The organism is Pseudomonas sp. 3296 (genome assembly GCF_031456615.1).
GTDB lineage: Bacteria > Pseudomonadota > Gammaproteobacteria > Pseudomonadales > Pseudomonadaceae > Aquipseudomonas > Aquipseudomonas mucoides.
The window spans coordinates 174,966-190,983 of sequence record NZ_JAVDUY010000009.1; the positions used below are offsets into that span (position 1 = coordinate 174,966).

At 60.1% G+C, this 16,018-nt stretch carries 11 protein-coding genes; 2 read left to right on the forward strand and 9 right to left on the reverse strand.

The window, feature by feature from the left end; all coding sequences use genetic code 11:
* Positions 1–53: 53 nt before the first annotated feature.
* Together cysS and J2X66_RS24585 are read right to left on the reverse strand one after the other, a co-directional pair.
* Positions 54–1,436, reverse strand: coding sequence for a cysteine--tRNA ligase (gene cysS / locus J2X66_RS24580; RefSeq protein ID WP_310269726.1), 1,383 nt, complete (start codon positions 1,434–1,436; stop codon positions 54–56).
* Between the two features lie 14 nt (positions 1,437–1,450).
* Complete coding sequence (locus tag J2X66_RS24585; protein WP_310269729.1) at positions 1,451–3,151, reverse strand: glutamine--tRNA ligase/YqeY domain fusion protein; 1,701 nt, start codon at positions 3,149–3,151, stop codon at positions 1,451–1,453.
* 250 nt (positions 3,152–3,401) lie between these two features.
* On the opposite strand from J2X66_RS24585, the gene J2X66_RS24590 reads away from it, so the two are divergent.
* Both J2X66_RS24590 and lpxH read left to right on the forward strand, forming a co-directional pair.
* Complete coding sequence (locus tag J2X66_RS24590; protein WP_310269731.1) at positions 3,402–3,908, forward strand: peptidylprolyl isomerase; 507 nt, start codon at positions 3,402–3,404, stop codon at positions 3,906–3,908.
* Positions 3,905–4,657: a UDP-2,3-diacylglucosamine diphosphatase gene (gene lpxH, locus J2X66_RS24595; RefSeq protein ID WP_310269733.1), complete on the forward strand. Its 753-nt coding sequence runs from the start codon at positions 3,905–3,907 to the stop codon at positions 4,655–4,657. The genes J2X66_RS24590 and lpxH overlap by 4 nt, the downstream gene beginning before the upstream one ends.
* 28 nt (positions 4,658–4,685) lie before the next feature.
* Here the strand turns inward: lpxH and J2X66_RS24600 are convergent, their stop codons facing one another.
* The 7 genes from J2X66_RS24600 to J2X66_RS24630 all read right to left on the reverse strand — a co-directional run bounded on the left by J2X66_RS24600 (position 4,686) and on the right by J2X66_RS24630 (position 15,997).
* A complete protein-coding gene (locus J2X66_RS24600; protein WP_310269735.1) occupies positions 4,686–6,215 on the reverse strand; it encodes a DHA2 family efflux MFS transporter permease subunit in 1,530 nt (509 codons plus the stop codon).
* 66 nt (positions 6,216–6,281) lie between these two features.
* Positions 6,282–7,484, reverse strand: coding sequence for an efflux RND transporter periplasmic adaptor subunit (locus tag J2X66_RS24605; protein WP_310269737.1), 1,203 nt, complete (start codon positions 7,482–7,484; stop codon positions 6,282–6,284).
* A gap of 15 nt (positions 7,485–7,499) precedes the next feature.
* Complete coding sequence (locus tag J2X66_RS24610) at positions 7,500–8,969, reverse strand: efflux transporter outer membrane subunit (protein WP_310269739.1); 1,470 nt, start codon at positions 8,967–8,969, stop codon at positions 7,500–7,502.
* On the reverse strand, positions 8,966–9,439 hold the full coding sequence (locus J2X66_RS24615; RefSeq protein ID WP_310269741.1) for a MarR family transcriptional regulator: 474 nt from the start codon (positions 9,437–9,439) through the stop codon (positions 8,966–8,968). Before J2X66_RS24615 ends, J2X66_RS24610 begins: the two co-directional genes overlap by 4 nt.
* A gap of 266 nt (positions 9,440–9,705) precedes the next feature.
* Positions 9,706–10,125, reverse strand: coding sequence for a DUF3757 domain-containing protein (locus J2X66_RS24620; protein ID WP_197622302.1), 420 nt, complete (start codon positions 10,123–10,125; stop codon positions 9,706–9,708).
* Positions 10,126–10,604: 479 nt separating this feature from the next.
* Positions 10,605–14,273 (reverse strand): translocation/assembly module TamB domain-containing protein, encoded by a 3,669-nt coding sequence (locus J2X66_RS24625; RefSeq protein ID WP_310269750.1) that lies wholly within the window; start codon positions 14,271–14,273, stop codon positions 10,605–10,607.
* Positions 14,270–15,997, reverse strand: coding sequence for an autotransporter assembly complex family protein (locus J2X66_RS24630; RefSeq protein WP_310269751.1), 1,728 nt, complete (start codon positions 15,995–15,997; stop codon positions 14,270–14,272). The genes J2X66_RS24625 and J2X66_RS24630 overlap by 4 nt, the downstream gene beginning before the upstream one ends.
* Between the last annotated feature and the right edge of the window lie 21 nt (positions 15,998–16,018).

Sequence of the window (16,018 nt, forward strand, 5' to 3'; positions counted from 1 at the left end):
TGGGACGCGGAGCGTCCCCAGATGCATTCCCACGCGGAGCGTGGGAACGATCATCAGTCAGCCAAACGCCAGGTCGTGCCGCCCTTGCCGTCTTCCAGCACCACGCCCATGGCGGTGAGCTGGTCGCGGATGCGGTCGGATTCGGCCCAGTCTTTACCGGCACGAGCCGCCAGACGCGCAGCAATCAGCGCGTCCACTTCAGCGGCATCCACACGCCCTTCAGCGCCAGCCTGCAAGAAGTCATCGGCCTCAAGCTGCAACACGCCCAGCACGCTCGCCAGTTCCTTCAAGCGCGCTGCCAGGCCCGCCGCCGCATTGAGATCGCTCTCACGCAGACGGTTGATCTCGCGCACCATCTCGAACAGCACCGCGCAAGCTTCCGGCGTGCCGAAGTCGTCGTTCATCACCTGGGTGAAGCGCTCGACAAAGGCTTCGCCGCCAGCCGGTGCCACGTTCGGCAGGCCTTTGAGCGCGTGGTAGAAACGCTCGAGCGCGCCTTTGGCGTCCTTGAGGTTGTCTTCCGAGTAGTTGATCGCGCTGCGGTAGTGGCTCGACACCAGCAGGTAACGCACGACTTCCGGGTGGTACTTTTCCAGCACATCGCGAATGGTGAAGAAGTTGTTCAAGGACTTGGACATCTTCTCGCCATTGATGCGAATCATGCCGCAATGCATCCACGCGTTGGCGTAGGTCTTGCCGGTGGCCGCTTCGCTCTGGGCGATTTCGTTTTCGTGGTGCGGGAACTCGAGGTCGCTGCCGCCGCCATGAATGTCGAAAGTCTCGCCGAGGCAGCAGGTCGACATCACCGAGCATTCGATGTGCCAGCCTGGACGACCGTCGCCCCACGGCGAAGGCCAGCTCGGCTCGCCCGGCTTGGCACCTTTCCACAAAACGAAGTCCAGCGGGTCCTGTTTCGACTCGTCGACTTCGATCCGCGCACCGATGCGCAGGTCTTCGATTTTCTTGCGCGACAGCTTGCCGTAGCCCATGAACTTGGCGACGCGGTAGTACACGTCGCCATTGCCCGGGGCGTAGGCGTAACCCTTGTCGATCAGGGTCTGGATCATCGCGTGCATGCCGGGAATATGACCGGTGGCGCGCGGTTCCATGTCCGGCTTCTTGATGTTCAGGCGCGCTTCGTCTTCGTGCATCGCCGCGATCATGCGCTCGGTCAACGCTTCGAACGACTCGCCGTTCTCGTTGGCCCGATTGATGATCTTGTCGTCAATGTCGGTGATGTTGCGCACATAAGTCAGGTCATAGCCACTGAACCGCAACCAGCGGGTCACCAGGTCGAACGCGACCATGCTGCGGCCGTGACCCAGGTGGCAGTAGTCGTACACGGTCATCCCGCAGACGTACATGCGCACCTTGTTGCCATCCAAGGGTTTGAAAACTTCTTTGCTCTTGGTGAGCGTGTTGTAGATCGTAAGCACGTTAAATCCTTGAATCACTGGCCCCACGAATCACGCAGGGTCACGGTACGGTTGAATACCGGAGCGCCCGGTTTCGAGTCCTTGATATCCGCGACGAAGTAACCTTCGCGCTCGAACTGGAAACGGTCTTCCGGCTGTGCATTGCCAAGCGAAGGCTCGGCACGACAACCGGTGAGTACCTGCAGCGAGTCAGGGTTGATGTTGTCCAGGAAACTGGCGCTGTCTTCGGCCTTCTCAGGGTTGGCCGAACGGAACAGGCGATCGTACAGACGCACTTCGCATTCGACGCTGGCAGCAGCCGGCACCCAGTGCACCACGCCTTTGACCTTGCGGCCTTCAGGGTTCTTGCCCAGGGTTTCCGGGTCGTAGGAGCAACGCAGTTCGACGATGTTGCCATCGGCGTCCTTGATCGCTTCGTCGGCACGGATCACGTAGCTGCCGCGCAGACGCACTTCGCCGTTGGGTTCCAGGCGTTTGTAGCCTTTTGGCGGCTCTTCCATGAAGTCATCGTGGTCGATGTAGATTTCACGGGCGAACGGCAGCTTGCGCACACCCAGTTCTTCTTTCTGCGGATGACGCGGCAGTTCGAGGTTCTCGACCTGGTCTTCCGGATAGTTGGTGATCACCACCTTCAACGGACGCAGCACGCACATGGCGCGCGGAGCGTTCTGGTCCAGATCCTGACGGATGCTGAACTCGAGCATGCCGAAATCGACGACGCCGTCAGAACGGTTGGTGCCGACCATGTCGCAGAAATTGCGGATCGACGCAGGCGTGTAACCACGGCGGCGGAAGCCCGACAGCGTGGACATGCGCGGATCGTCCCAACCGAACACGTGCTTTTCATCGACCAGTTGCTTGAGCTTGCGCTTGCTGGTGATGGTGTAGTTCAGGTTCAGGCGGCTGAATTCGTACTGACGCGGGTGCGCCGGTACTGGCAGCGCGTCCAGGAACCAGTCGTACAGCGGTCGATGGCTTTCGAACTCCAGGGTGCAGATCGAGTGGGTGATGCCTTCGATGGCGTCCGACTGACCATGGGTGAAGTCGTAGTTCGGGTAGATGCACCACTTGTCGCCGGTCTGGTGGTGATGCGCGTGACGGATGCGGTACATGATCGGGTCGCGCAGGTTCATGTTCGGCGAGGCCATGTCGATCTTGGCCCGCAACACACGGGCGCCGTCCGGGAACTCGCCGGCACGCATGCGGGCGAACCAGTCGAGGTTTTCTTCCACGGAGCGATCACGGAACGGGCTGTTCTTGCCCGGCTCGGTCAAGGTGCCACGGTATTCCTTGGCCTGTTCCGGGCTCAGGTCGTCAACGTAGGCCTTGCCGGCCTTGATCAGCTCGACGGCCCAGTCGTGCAACTGGTCGAAATACTGCGAGGCGAAGCGCACGTCGCCGGACCATTCGAAGCCCAGCCATTTGATGTCGCTTTCGATCGCGTCGATGTATTCCTGGTCTTCCTTGGCCGGGTTGGTGTCGTCGAAACGCAGGTGGGTGACGCCGCCGAATTCCTGGGCCAGGCCGAAGTTCACACAGATCGACTTGGCGTGACCGATGTGCAGGTAGCCGTTGGGCTCAGGCGGGAAACGGGTGACGATCTGCGTGTGCTTACCCGAGTCCAGGTCCGCCTGGATGATCGGGCGCAGGAAATTGACCGGCACGGCAGGGCCGGTCTTGGCATTCGAGGTAGGGTCGACAGTGGGCTTGCTCATAGGATCCTTGAACGTACAAGTGCGTGGCCGGAACGAAAGGCCTGACAAAACAAAGCCGCTATCATAGCCGATGCTGTCAAGCTGCTGACAGAGCGGGCCCTAAAACAGGTGCGTTTAATGCACCTGTTTTGAAAAACAGCCTCGAAATTAACGCCTGTCGCGCTAAACTGCGCACCTTGGCTGCTGTTGGCCGGACCGGTTAAGGGCCCTGACGCCCCAAAACCCACGAATTCATTAAAGAGTACCGATCATGACCCAAGTCAAACTGACCACCAACCATGGCGACATCGTCCTGGAACTGAACGCTGAAAAAGCCCCGATCACCGTGGCCAACTTCATCGAGTACGTCAAAGCCGGTCACTACGAAAACACCGTTTTCCACCGTGTCATCGGTAACTTCATGATCCAGGGCGGCGGTTTCGAGCCAGGCATGAAAGAAAAGAAAGACAAGCGTCCAAGCATCCAGAACGAAGCAGACAACGGTCTGCCGAACGAGAAGTACAGCGTGGCCATGGCTCGCACCATGGAGCCGCATTCGGCATCCGCCCAGTTCTTCATCAACGTGGCTGACAACAGCTTCCTGAACCACAGCGCCAAGACCACTCAGGGCTGGGGCTACGCCGTGTTCGCCAAAGTCGTTGCAGGCACCGACGTTGTCGACAAGATCAAAGGTGTTTCCACCACCATGAAATCCGGCCACCAGGACGTGCCAGCAGAAGACGTGATCATCGAGAAAGCCGAGATCATCGAAGCGTGATACTGCTGATTTCAGACTTGCATCTGGAAGAGGAGCGCCCGGACATCACCCGGGCGTTTCTGGATTTGCTCGCCGGACGCGCCCGCTCGGCGAGTGCGTTGTACATCCTGGGCGACTTTTTCGAAGCGTGGATTGGCGACGACGCCATGACGCCCTTTCAGCGTTCCATCTGCCAGGCCCTGCGCGAATTGAGCGACAGCGGCACGGCCATTTTTCTGATGCACGGCAACCGCGACTTCATGCTCGGCCAGGCCTTCTGCAAGCAGGCCGGCTGCACGCTGTTGAAGGACCCGAGTGTCGTGCAGTTTTATGACGAGCCGGTGCTATTGATGCACGGCGACAGCCTCTGCACCCGCGACGAAGCCTATATGAAGCTGCGTCGCTACCTGCGCAACCCGATCAGCCTGTTCATCCTGCGAAATTTACCGCTGCGCACCCGGCATAAGCTGGCGCGCAAGCTGCGCAGTGAAAGCCGTGCGCAAACGCGGATGAAGGCCAACGATATCGTGGATGTCACACCGGAGGAAATTCCGCGGATCATGCAGGAATACGGCGTGAAAACCTTGATCCACGGCCATACCCATCGCCCGGCCATCCACAAGTTGCAGTTGGGTGAGCAGGCGGCCAAACGCATTGTGCTGGGGGATTGGGATCGCCAGGGCTGGGCGTTGCAGGTGGATGAGAACGGGTTTGCGCTGGCCCCCTTCGACTTCACCCCGCCACCGCGATTGGCCGCTCCTGCGAACTGACAGGCCACCACAGGGTTTTGTGTTTGGCTTAGTGGCCCGAGGCAGCAGGACCCGCTTTCGCTGCGAACGGCGGTTTCGCCAGCCACACAATCAGAATCAACCCCATGAATCCCCAGCCCAGCAACGTGAAGTAATCCACGGTGGAGAGCATGTACGCCTGACTCGTCAGCACATGATCGAGCTGCGCATAGGCCGGACTCCCCGCCCCGCCCAGCGTGTTCAGTGCATCACGGGTGGCCGGGTCGAATGTGGTGATGCTTTCGCTCAGATACGCGTGATGCTGATCCGCCCGGCGAATCCAGATCCAGGTGGTCAGCGACGCCGCAAAACTGCCGCCCAGTGTGCGCAGGAACGTCGCCAGGCCCGCGCCGTCGGCGATCTGGCTCGGTGGCAGGTCCGACATCAAGATGCTCAGGGTCGGCATGAAGAACAGCGCTACGCCAATGCCCATGAACAGTTGCACCAGGGCGATGTGCTGGAAGTCCACTTCATTGTTGAACCCGGCACGCATGAAGCAGCTCAGGCCAATGGCCAGGAACGCCAGCCCGGCCAGCAGTCGCAGGTCGAACTTGTGCGCGTACTTGCCGACAAACGGCGACATCAGCACTGGCAGAATCCCGATCGGCGCCACGGCCAACCCCGCCCAGGTCGCGGTGTAGCCCATCTGGGTTTGCAGCCATTGCGGCAGGATCAGGTTGATGCCGAAGAACCCGGCGTAGCCGAGCACCAGCACCAGCGTGCCGATGCGGAAGTTGCGATACGCGAACAGCCGCAGGTTCACCACCGGGTGCTTATCGGTCATTTCCCAGATGATGAACACCGCCAGCGCGATCACGGAGATGGCCGCGCCAATCAGGATGAAATTCGACTCGAACCAGTCCAGGTCATTGCCCTTGTCGAGGATAATCTGCAACGCACCGACGCCAATGATCAACGTGATCAATCCCACGTAATCCATCGGTTGGCGGCTGGTTTCCACCGGGCGCGCCTTGAGTTGCTGGCGCACCACCATCACTGCGAAGACACCGATCGGCACGTTGATGAAAAAAATCCACGGCCAGCTATAGCTGTCGGTAATCCAGCCGCCAAGGATCGGCCCTGCTATGGGCGCCACCACCGTGACCATCGCCAGCAACGCCAGGGCCATACCGCGCCTCGCGGGCGGATAGACCGCGATCAGCAGCGTCTGGGTCATCGGGTACAAAGGACCGGCCACCAGGCCTTGCAGCACCCGAAAACCGATCAGTTCCGGCATCGAGGTCGAGATACCGCAGAGAAACGAGGCCAGCACAAACAGCACCGTGGCCCAGAGAAACAGCTTCACTTCACCAAAGCGGCGGCTTAGCCAACCCGTCAGCGGCAGCGCAATCGCGTTGCTCACGGCAAAGGAAGTAATCACCCACGTGCCCTGCTCCGAACTCACGCCCAGGTTGCCGGAAATGGTCGGCAGCGCCACGTTGGCGATGGTGGTGTCGAGCACTTGCATGAAGGTCGCCAGCGACAGGCCGATGGTGCTGAGCAACAGGCTGGGTGGCGTGAAAGAGGCGTTATTGCTCATCGCAAATCCTTTGAAACCGGATGGGCGCGGCACCCTTTAACCGGGCGCCGCTGATGGATTGGCGAATCAGCGTTGCGCGGTCTTGCTGACCGCCGCGCTGTTGTCGTGGATCAACTGAGTGATCATCGCATCGGCTTCAGCCAACTGGCGGTCGTAGACGTTGGTGCTGAACGAGGCCTTTTGCGGGGGCTGTTGCGCCAGCACCGGGCCGCTCTGGTCGTGCAGGTTCACATCAACCTGAGTCGACAAACCGACGCGCAACGGGTGCTTGGCCAGTTCTTCGGCGTTGATGTGGATCCGCACCGGCACCCGCTGGACGATCTTGATCCAGTTACCGGTGGCGTTTTGCGCCGGCAGCAGGGCAAACGCGCTGCCGGTACCCGCGCCGAGGCTGTCGATGGTGCCGCTGAATTTCACGTCGCTGCCGTACAGGTCGGCCTGGATGTCCACCGGCTGACCGATGCGCATGTGACGCAGTTGGGTTTCCTTGAAGTTGGCGTCGATCCACAGCTGATCCAGCGGAATCACCGCCATCAGCGCAGTGCCCGGCTGAACCCGCTGGCCCAATTGCACAGAGCGCTTGGCCACGTAACCGGTGACCGGCGCGATCAAGGTGCTGCGCGAGTTGTTCAGGTAGGCCTGACGCAGTTGTGCGGCGGCCGACATCACGTCCGGGTGCGACGAGACCACAGTGTCATCGACCAGCGCACTGGTGGTTTTCAATTGCTGCCTGGCGTTGGCCAGGGCGTTTTGCGCCGAGGTCAGGTCGTCGCGAGCGTGGGACAGCTCTTCCTGGGAAATCGCACCGCCGGCGGCGAGGTTTTTCCGGCGATTGAAGTTGTCCTGGGCCTTCTGCACTTCGGCTTGCTGCGCGTTGACCTGGGCTTTCATGCCGTCGACGTTGCTGTACAAACCCCGTACCTGGCGCACGGTGCGGGCCAGATTGGCCTGGGCACTTTGCAGGCCGACTTCGGCGTCGTTCGGGTCGAAGTTGATCAGCACCTGGCCTTCGTGGACCAGGTCACCGTCATCGGCGCCGATGCTGACCACGGTACCGGTGACCAGCGGGGTGATTTCCACCACGTTGCCGTTCACATAGGCGTCATCGGTGCTTTCGTTCCAGCGCCCGAAGAGTTCGTGATAACCCCAGACGCCGACACCGGCGAGGACGACCACGATGGCCAGAACGACCAGCATGACTTTGCGTTTACGCGGGTTGCTGGTGTCTTGTGCGTTGTCAGGGGTTGGTGTTGTTTCGGCAGTAGCCATGACAAATACCTTGAATTAGTTGTGCTGCGTGGCTGGGAGGGCGTTGGCTGCGGTCAGGGTCTCGCCCTGAAAACCGCCGCCCAGCGCTTGCATCAATTGGATCGACAGGTCGATCTGCTCGGCATTCAGGTTGGCCAACTGACGCTGGGCCTGGAGCAATTGCTGTTCGATGCTGAGCACGTCCAGGTAGTTGCCGATGCCGGAACCGTACCGCTGGACCACGGTGTTGTAAGAATCCTGGGCAATGTCGGTAGCATGCTGCTGGGCACCGATTTGCCGGCCGATATCGCGCAACTGGTTAATGGTGTCGCTGACATCGCCGAGCGCTTTCACCAGGTTTTTGTTGTACTGCGCCACCGCGAGGTCGTAATCGGCGTCGCGGGAATCGAGGTCGGCGCGCAGGCGGCCACCGTCGAAAATCGGCACAGAAATCGTGGGGGCGATGTTGAAGAAACGGCTCGCCGAACCAAACATTGCATCCCCCAACAGCGATTCGGCACCGGCAGCGGCGCTGAGGTTCAAGTTGGGATAGAACTGGGTTTTGCCGGCAGCGATGTTCTTGCTCGCGGCTTCGACCCGCCACCTAGCGGCCACCAGGTCGGGACGACGGCCGAGCAACTCGGCGGGCAGCACCGATGGCAAAGCGACTGCGCTGGCCTGAAGAATTTTCGGTCGGGCGATTTCGTTGCCGCGGTCCGGACCTTTGCCGAGCAGCACCGCCAGGGCGATTTTGGCGCTGTTCAGGCGTTTTTCGGCGTCGATCAGGCTGGCTTCGGACGTGGCTTCCAGGCTTTGGGTCTGCTGGAACTGGTACTGACTGTCGATGCCCGAGCTCAGGCGACGCTGACCCAAATCGAGCATTTGTTTAGTGCGCTTGAGGTCTTCATTGGCCAGGTCGTAGACGATGTGCGCCTGCCCCAAGTTGCTGTAGGCGCGGGCGACGTCGGCGGACAGGGTCAACTGCGCGGCCTGTTGATCGACTTCGGCGGCGCGAGCCTGGCCCAATGCAGCTTCCCAGGCGTCACGCTGACCGCCCCAGAGGTCGAAGTTGTAATTGAAGCTGGCGCCAATATTGCGCACGGTGGCGTAAGTGCCGCCCTGCCCGCTCGGGTCTTGATCCCGCGACAGACGCGAACGGCTGACGCCGGCGCTCGCATCGAGGGTCGGCATGCGCGCGGCGTCGGCGGCATAGGCAGCAGCGCTGGCCTGATGCGCACGGGCGTCGGCAATTTGCATGTCGGGGCTGTCGTGCAGGGCTTCGCGGATCAGACCGTCGAGCTGCGGGTCGCCGAGGTTTTTCCACCAGTCACTTTTTGGCCAGGCCGCTGGCGATAGGGTGACGCCGCTGAGGGATTGTCCGGCCTTGAGGTTTTTTGCATCGAGACTTTTGCCTTCGGTGGTCAGGCCACTGTAGCTGGCGCAACCGGCCAGGGTCATGGCGGCCAGGACCAGGCCCAGCCCGGTGCGCAGGGTTTGACTGTTCATTTGTCACCTACCCGTAGCAGGGTGATCGAATCACCGGCGGCTACCAGAATTTTCTTGAGGATCTGTTCCAGGGTTTTCAGTTCGTCCGGGGTGATGGCGCCGGCCAATTCGTTCATGGCGTCGGCGCCGATATGCGGCAGGCGGTCGGCGAGGCTCTGGCCTTCTGCGGTCAGCACCAGTTGAACCTGGCGACGATCCGCCTCGGAGCGTTGGCGAATGAGGAAACCTTTCTGTTCCAGACGATCAAGCATGCGGGTCATCGAGCCGCTGTCGAGCGACAGGTGACGGCACAACTCGGCCGGGGTATCGACGCCGTACTGGGCCACGATAATCATCACCTTGAACTGCGCGGCGGTGATGCCGTGGGGTTCCATGTGGGTGTCGATGATCCGGTCCTTGAGCAGCGCGGCACGTCCCAGCAGGAGGCCGAGGTGGCAGTTTTCGAAATCGTCCGGGGTGAAATGTTTCATTTGCTCACCTAATAACTGCCTAAGCAGTGAATGTATGACGAGATGTTACTGCCTAGGCAGACAATGTCAACGCAATAGTTAGGTTGCTTTGTATTTGACAGATAAATGGCGCAGCACAAAAGCAAAAAATCGCAGCCTACGGCAGCTTCTTCAGGTTTTTATGTACCCCTGTAGAAGCTGCCGCAGGACTGCGATCTTTATGCTTTTTGCTTAGAACGTTGCCGCAGTGGCCGACCCAGGCTTGAACCAAGTCGGCGCGAGGCTACTTACTCAAACGTGCACTGCTCCGGCGCCACGCCCGCGCAACGAGGCAGCACGCTGCCATCGGCCTGGGTCTGGTTGGTCCAGGCAGCGCCCACTGGCTTCACCGCGTCAGCGGATTTCAACGTCATTCGCACACCTTCGCGTTTTGGTCCCACGTAATCGCAGGCTACGAAGTTTTTCGCGTTGACGACATACGCTTCCTCGAAGGCTACGGCTATCAGATCCTCCTTTGCAGCTATCGGGTTCTCGCCTGTCCATTGCAGACCTTTACTGGCAGCTGCGGTGTAGACAAAGCCGCCGTCTTTCATCGCTGTTTGCTGGATCGCCCCGACAGTCGGGCAAGCGTTGCCGGCATAGGCATTAGCCATCAAAGCCATCATTACAACTACGCCAGCGGAAAATTTGTTGGTAATACCGGTCATGCTTGTTACTCCATGTGCACTTAAAAATTAGTCATCATCCATCTACGACTTGTTATTAGCCCAGTCAGACAAATCAATTGATCGCATCAATTGCGATGACGCATCCTAGTACAGAAACTCATTTCAACAAATAGCAGAGATGAGTAAAAAAAACATCAAAACGTGTCAACTTACCCCACTACAAAACAATAACAAATAATAAAAAAATAAAATCCAAACTGACAGCCAAACCCCTAGACATCAATATCCTCAACACCTAAAGCGATCAAACCCTCATCAGCACATGCCTCACAAAAAAGACAAACAGACAGTTTCCCACAAGGAAACATCCACTCGCCCTACGAGAACAACAAAGTTAATCCCTCAAACCGCGACAACGTTTCTTATTCCTTATAGTGAATATCCCCACACACTAAAACCCCCCTCCTTACTTCACATTGTTATTACATGAAGAGGAGGGAGCATTTGAAGTTATTAAATCAAAAATCCCGCTTGTAAAAGATATCCAGCGAACTCGCCACGCCGCTCGCCGCTTCGAGGTAGACCTTCTTGCTCAGCTTGTAACGCAGGGCAATGGTGTTGGCCGGTTCAAACACGCCCACGCCATAACGCAAACTGAGTTTCTCGGAGATATTGCCGCTGGCCACGACGCTGGTGGCAGTGCCGCTGCCCTCGGTGTCCAGTTGGAAATCCTGGATTCCCAGCTCTTTGGCCAACCCGCCGGTCACCCCGGAACTGCCCATCAAACCCAAGCCAAGTGCAGCCTGGGCGAGCATGTTGTTGTCTTCGCCGTTGCTGCTCAGCGGGCGCCCCAGCACCAGATAGGACAAGGCCTGTTCCTGGCTCATGGCCGGTTCGGAGAAGATCTGCGTGGTCGGCTGCTCGGCACTGCCGCTCAGGCGAATACCGGCGATCACATCGTCAGTCTGGCGAATCGCCTCGACGTCCAGGTACGGCTGATCGAGTGGGCCGGCAAACAACAAGCGCGCCCGGCGCACGGTCAGGCGCTGACCGTAGGCGCGATAACGCCCGTCGTTGAGCCACAGTTCGCCGCGTGTGTCCAGGTTGTCGCCAATGTGCACATGCCCCTGCACATTCGCGGTCAGGCCAAACCCGGCAAAGCTCAGCTTGTCTTCGCCGACCACCACATCAATGTCCATCTTCATGGCCAAGGGCGGTTTGCCTTCTTCGGTCTGTTGGCCGACGATCACTACGTCATCGGAGATTTTTACCGTGGAAGGCGGCAACTCGCGAATGGTGATCTCGCCTCTGGGCACCAGCACTTTGCCGGCGATCGCCAACTCATCGCCCTTCATCGAGATGTTCAAGTCCGGCGCGACTTCCAGCTTGGCGTAAGGCTCGACCGTCACCGGTAACTGCGAGCCCTTGAGCGCCAGGTCCACCACCAGCGCCTGTCCCCAGGCGATGTTGCCGTTGAGGGTGCCCTGCCCGGCCTTGCCGCTTTTCCAGTCGCCGTTCAATTGCACGGTTTCACCGACAATCACTGCCCTGAGTTGCAAGGCGTGCAGCGCCATCGGCAGTTCCGCCCCGGAGACCTCACCGTCGCTGAGCAGCAGGCTGCCGTTGACCTGCGGCGCCAACAGGCCACCGGAAATCGTGCCGCTGCCATTCAAGCGCCCGGTGAGCTTCTCGACCATCGGGACGAACGGCCGTGCCACCGACAGGTCCAGCCCGCTCAAGCGGAACGAACCGGTGAGCGGTTTGTTTTTTGGCAACGGGTTGATCTGCGCCTGCACCATCAGTTCGCCCAGTTTGCCGCCGACGAAGTTGAGATCAGTGTCGATGCGTTTCGGCGTGAGTTTGCTGGTGAGTTTCAGCGTCTGGTACGGGAAGTCCAGCCACTGGTCCTTCTCCTTCATGCGCAACGTGCCGCCGCTGGCGTCGATGCTGATCTGGCCGTTCGGGCCGCTGGCCGGCAGGTCCAGTTGCAGGTCGGCGTTGAGGCTGCCCTTCCAGGCGAAATCCTTCGGCAGCCACTGCGCCAGGCTTTCAATCGGGAATTGCTTGAGGTGGAAACGCAGCTTCGGCTCCGGCATTAAACGCTGGTCTTCACCGCACAGGCTGGCCGGGCCGGACATCCAGCAGTGGGCGCCGAAGTTGATTTTGCCGTCCGCCAGCCGCTCCAGTTTCGCCGGGCCTTGCAGCTTCCAGTCTTGCCCACCGGTCTGGATATCACCGCTGGCCAGGCGCCCGCGCCAGTTGCCTTTGTCCAGCGCACCGTCGAGACCGAGCGCCAGTTTCAGCTGCGGGCCTTGCAGGTCGAGGCTGAGTTTCTGGTTTTTGATGTCACCCTGGCCGCTGGCGGTCAGCGTGCCCAGTGAGGTTTCACCGGCCTGGATGCCGCTGCCCTTGAGGTCGATTTTCGCCCGTTGCGCGCTGTCGAGGGTGGCGTCGAGATTGAGGCTTTGCAAGCGATTGTCGTCGAACGCCAATTGCGTGCCTTGCAGGCCGAGCTTGCCTTGCGGCGCTTTGAGCGTACCGGCGACATCGATGCGGCCGTTCAGTTGCCCCCGCAGTTGCGGCCAGAGTTGGGCCAGGTGCGGCATCTTGATGTCGATCTGGCCGGTGAGTTTCTGTTGCAGGCTGCCCTTGCCGTTGATGCTGTTGTCGCCGAGGCGGATTTGCAGCGCGTTGAGGTTCCATTGCTCGCCGCCGCCATCCGCCTTGGCCTGGATCACGGCAGGTTGCCCGCGCAGTTTGCCTTTCAGGTCGAGGTCGGCAGTGAGGCTGAGTGTGTCATTTTTCATCTCGCCTTTGCTGCGCAGCGGTCCGGCCAGTGTGCCCGGCAATTGCGCCACCCAGTACGCCGGGTTGATCGCCGACAGGTCGAGCGCGGTGTCCCACGCAATGCCGTCGGCGAATTGCAGGTTCAGGTGCCCTTCGGCCTTGCCCTGCCCGGCCTGGAGCTGGATTTGTTGCAGGTAGATTTTCGTCAGGTCGCCGCTGAACGGGCTGTTCAGCGTGAAAGCGCCAGCCGGGCCATCCGCCGCCGCCTGGAAGCTGCCGAGGTACTTGCCGTCGGTGTAGGAGATGTCACCGTTGAAGCTGCGCAACGCCACTTCCGGTTCGTCGATCAGCGGATAGAGGCGGTGCCACGGGAAATCCAGCCAGGCGATTTTTGCGTCGGCGCTCAGGCCTTTGCTCCAGTCGAGGGTGCCGCTGAGCTTGAGGTTTTGCTTGTCGTTGGCGGTGAGGTCGAGGGCGACGATCTGGGCGCCCTTGGCGTCGACCTTGCCTTGCAGCAGCAACGCAACCGGGCCTTGTTCGGCGGGCAGCGTGGCTTTACCGAGCAATTGGTAACCGTTTTTCAGATCGCCGTCGCCGGTGAGTTCCAGTTGATTGAGTTGCAGGGTGTCTGGCAGGTCGGCGGCGGGTTTGAAGCCGTCGGCGGTGATGCGTACCTTGGCCGGCAAGTTGTCCGCCAGCGGTTGCAGCTCGCCGGTCAACTGTCCGTTCAAGTAACCGCTGCTGTCGGCTTTCAGGTTCAGGGTTTTCAGCAGGTCGCCGTCGACCTTCAGCGCCAGCGTCCAGGGCGCGGGGGCTGACAGGGTCAGTTGACCTTCAACCTTGAGCGGCCAGTTGCCGGTGGGTTGCAGCAAGCCGGAGAGGTTCAGGCTCAGGTCATCGCGCTGCAACTTCACCGAGTCGATCTGCATCCCTTGCGCGGTCCAGTGCGCCGCCAGTTGCAGGCCCTTGAGTGCTTCACTGCCGTTGAACAGCAGGCTGCCGATCTGCACATCACCCAGTTCGATGGCCAGGGGTAGCTTCAGATCCGGAAGGCTGATCGGCCCGCTGCTTTCTTCTTCAGTACCGGGCGGAAATTGCAGGCTGACTTGATCGGCCTTCACTTGCTCAAGGCACAACGTCATGCGTGTCAGGCACAGCGGCGACCAGGCGAAAATCACCTTGCTCAGCTCAACCCGGCTGGTGTCTTGCTGCCACAGCACATGATCGGCGCTCCACTGCCCGCCCAAACGGCCCTGGAAATTCTCGACGGTCAAACCCGGCACGAAGCCTAACGCCCAGCGACTGCCCGTGGCCGTGCCCAGCACCGAGGCGATGCTCAGGACAACCAGCATCAGCAGCGCCAGAATCGCCAGCAGCGTTATTTTCAAACCACGATTCACAGCTCAGGCCCCATGGAAAAGTGCAGCCGAATGCCGCCGTCATCGTCCAGCGCGTGGGCCAGGTCGAGGCGGATCGGCCCCACCGGCGAGACCCAACGCACGCCGATGCCTACCCCGGTCTTGAGGTTTGGCAGTTCGAGTGTATTGAAAGAGTTGCCCTGGTCCACGAAGGTCGCGACCCGCCACTTCTCGGCGATGGAATATTGGTATTCGGCGCTGGCCGCGACCATGTAGCGCCCGCCAATGCGGTCACCCTCGGAGTTCTCCGGGGACAGGCTTTGATAGTCGTAACCGCGCACGCTCTGATCGCCACCGGCGAAAAACCGCAGCGACGGCGGGACTGAACTGAAGCCGTTGGTGGCGCTGCCGCCCACCTGAACCCGGCCGAGAAAACGGTGTTTGTCAAAGACCGTGGTCAAGCCTTTCACCAACGCGGTGCCGTAGAGCAAGTTGCTGTCTGAACCCAGGCCTTCTTTTGCTACTTTGGACTCGAATTGCAGGCGATAGCCGTTGTGCGGGTCGATGCGGTTATCACTTTTCAGGTAGGAATAGCTGACGCCGGGCATCAACAACGTACTCAAACCCGAGTCGTCGCCCAGGGAGTAATCCTCACGCTGCCATTTCAACGACACCACACGCTGCCAGCCACTGGGCAATTTGCTGTGCCATTCCGGGCCGATGGTCAGCAGCTTGCTGTGGGTGTCAGTGCCGGCGATGTCTTCGTTCTGGTAACCACCGGCAAAACGCAGTTTGTCGGTCAGCGGAGGGTCGAGCGGGATGTCGTAGAACAGCCCGACGTTTTGCCGGGGCGCCGACAGCTCGGCTTCCCAGCCATAACTGTGTCCCTGCGGATTGACCCAGTGCCGAGTCCAGTTGGCCTTGACCCGGGGACCGACGTCCGTGGAATAACCCAGGCCCAGGCCCATGGTTCGCGGCTTGCGCGTTTCGAGTTTGACCTCCACCGGGATCACGTCGTTCTTGGACGCCGTCGGTGCTGCATCGACGCGCACACCTTCAAAATAGCCACTCGATTGCAGCGCCTGGTTGAGTTCGGCGATGAGTTCGGAGTCGTAAGGCGTGCCTTGCTTGAACGGCACCATTCGTTGCAACAGGTCTTCGTCAAACGGCGTGTCGCCTTCGAAACTGACCTTGCCCAAGGTGTAGCGCGGGCCGCTGTCGTAGATTAGTTCGATATCGGCCACGCCGGCACGCGGGTCTACCGATAATTTCTGACTGGTGAAGTGACCACTGAAAAAACCGAAGCGCGAGGCCTGATTCTGGATCAGGCGCTTGGCGTCTTCGTAGTGACCATGATTGAGCACCGCACCGGTTTTCAGCGACCCGCCCTGAGGCACACGAAAGGATTTGAGGGAGGCCGCCGGGCCGTCGACGCGAATCGTGACAGTGCGCAGGTGCACCGGCTCACCGGGGTCGATGTTGAGCACCAGGCGCGGCGTCTTGCCGCCCTTCACATCGCTGTCGATCTGCGGCTGGTAATACCCCAAGGCCTGGGCGGCCTTGCGCGCCTGATCCTCGGCGCCACGACTGAAGCGCAGCAACGCTTCTTCGTCACGATCGCCGAGGTTGCCGATATAGCCCTCTATATTGGCTTTCAGTTCATCGTTGGACGGTTTTATCCGCACATCCAATTCACTTTGCGCCAGCGCCGCGCAGCTGGTGAACAGCATCAACGCGCCACTGGTCATTCTTCCTGGAAATTTCATAGGCGCGGATGCTATCACGAG

Coding starts and splice junctions, on each gene's coding strand:
- J2X66_RS24585 (WP_310269729.1), bottom strand. CDS start 3,151: ATGAGCAAGCCCACTGTCGACCCTACCTCGAATGCCAAGACCGGCCCT.
- J2X66_RS24605 (WP_310269737.1), bottom strand. CDS start 7,484: ATGGCTACTGCCGAAACAACACCAACCCCTGACAACGCACAAGACACC.
- J2X66_RS24630 (WP_310269751.1), bottom strand. CDS start 15,997: ATGAAATTTCCAGGAAGAATGACCAGTGGCGCGTTGATGCTGTTCACC.
- J2X66_RS24590 (WP_310269731.1), top strand. CDS start 3,402: ATGACCCAAGTCAAACTGACCACCAACCATGGCGACATCGTCCTGGAA.
- J2X66_RS24620 (WP_197622302.1), bottom strand. CDS start 10,125: ATGACCGGTATTACCAACAAATTTTCCGCTGGCGTAGTTGTAATGATG.
- J2X66_RS24610 (WP_310269739.1), bottom strand. CDS start 8,969: ATGAACAGTCAAACCCTGCGCACCGGGCTGGGCCTGGTCCTGGCCGCC.
- J2X66_RS24600 (WP_310269735.1), bottom strand. CDS start 6,215: ATGAGCAATAACGCCTCTTTCACGCCACCCAGCCTGTTGCTCAGCACC.
- J2X66_RS24615 (WP_310269741.1), bottom strand. CDS start 9,439: ATGAAACATTTCACCCCGGACGATTTCGAAAACTGCCACCTCGGCCTC.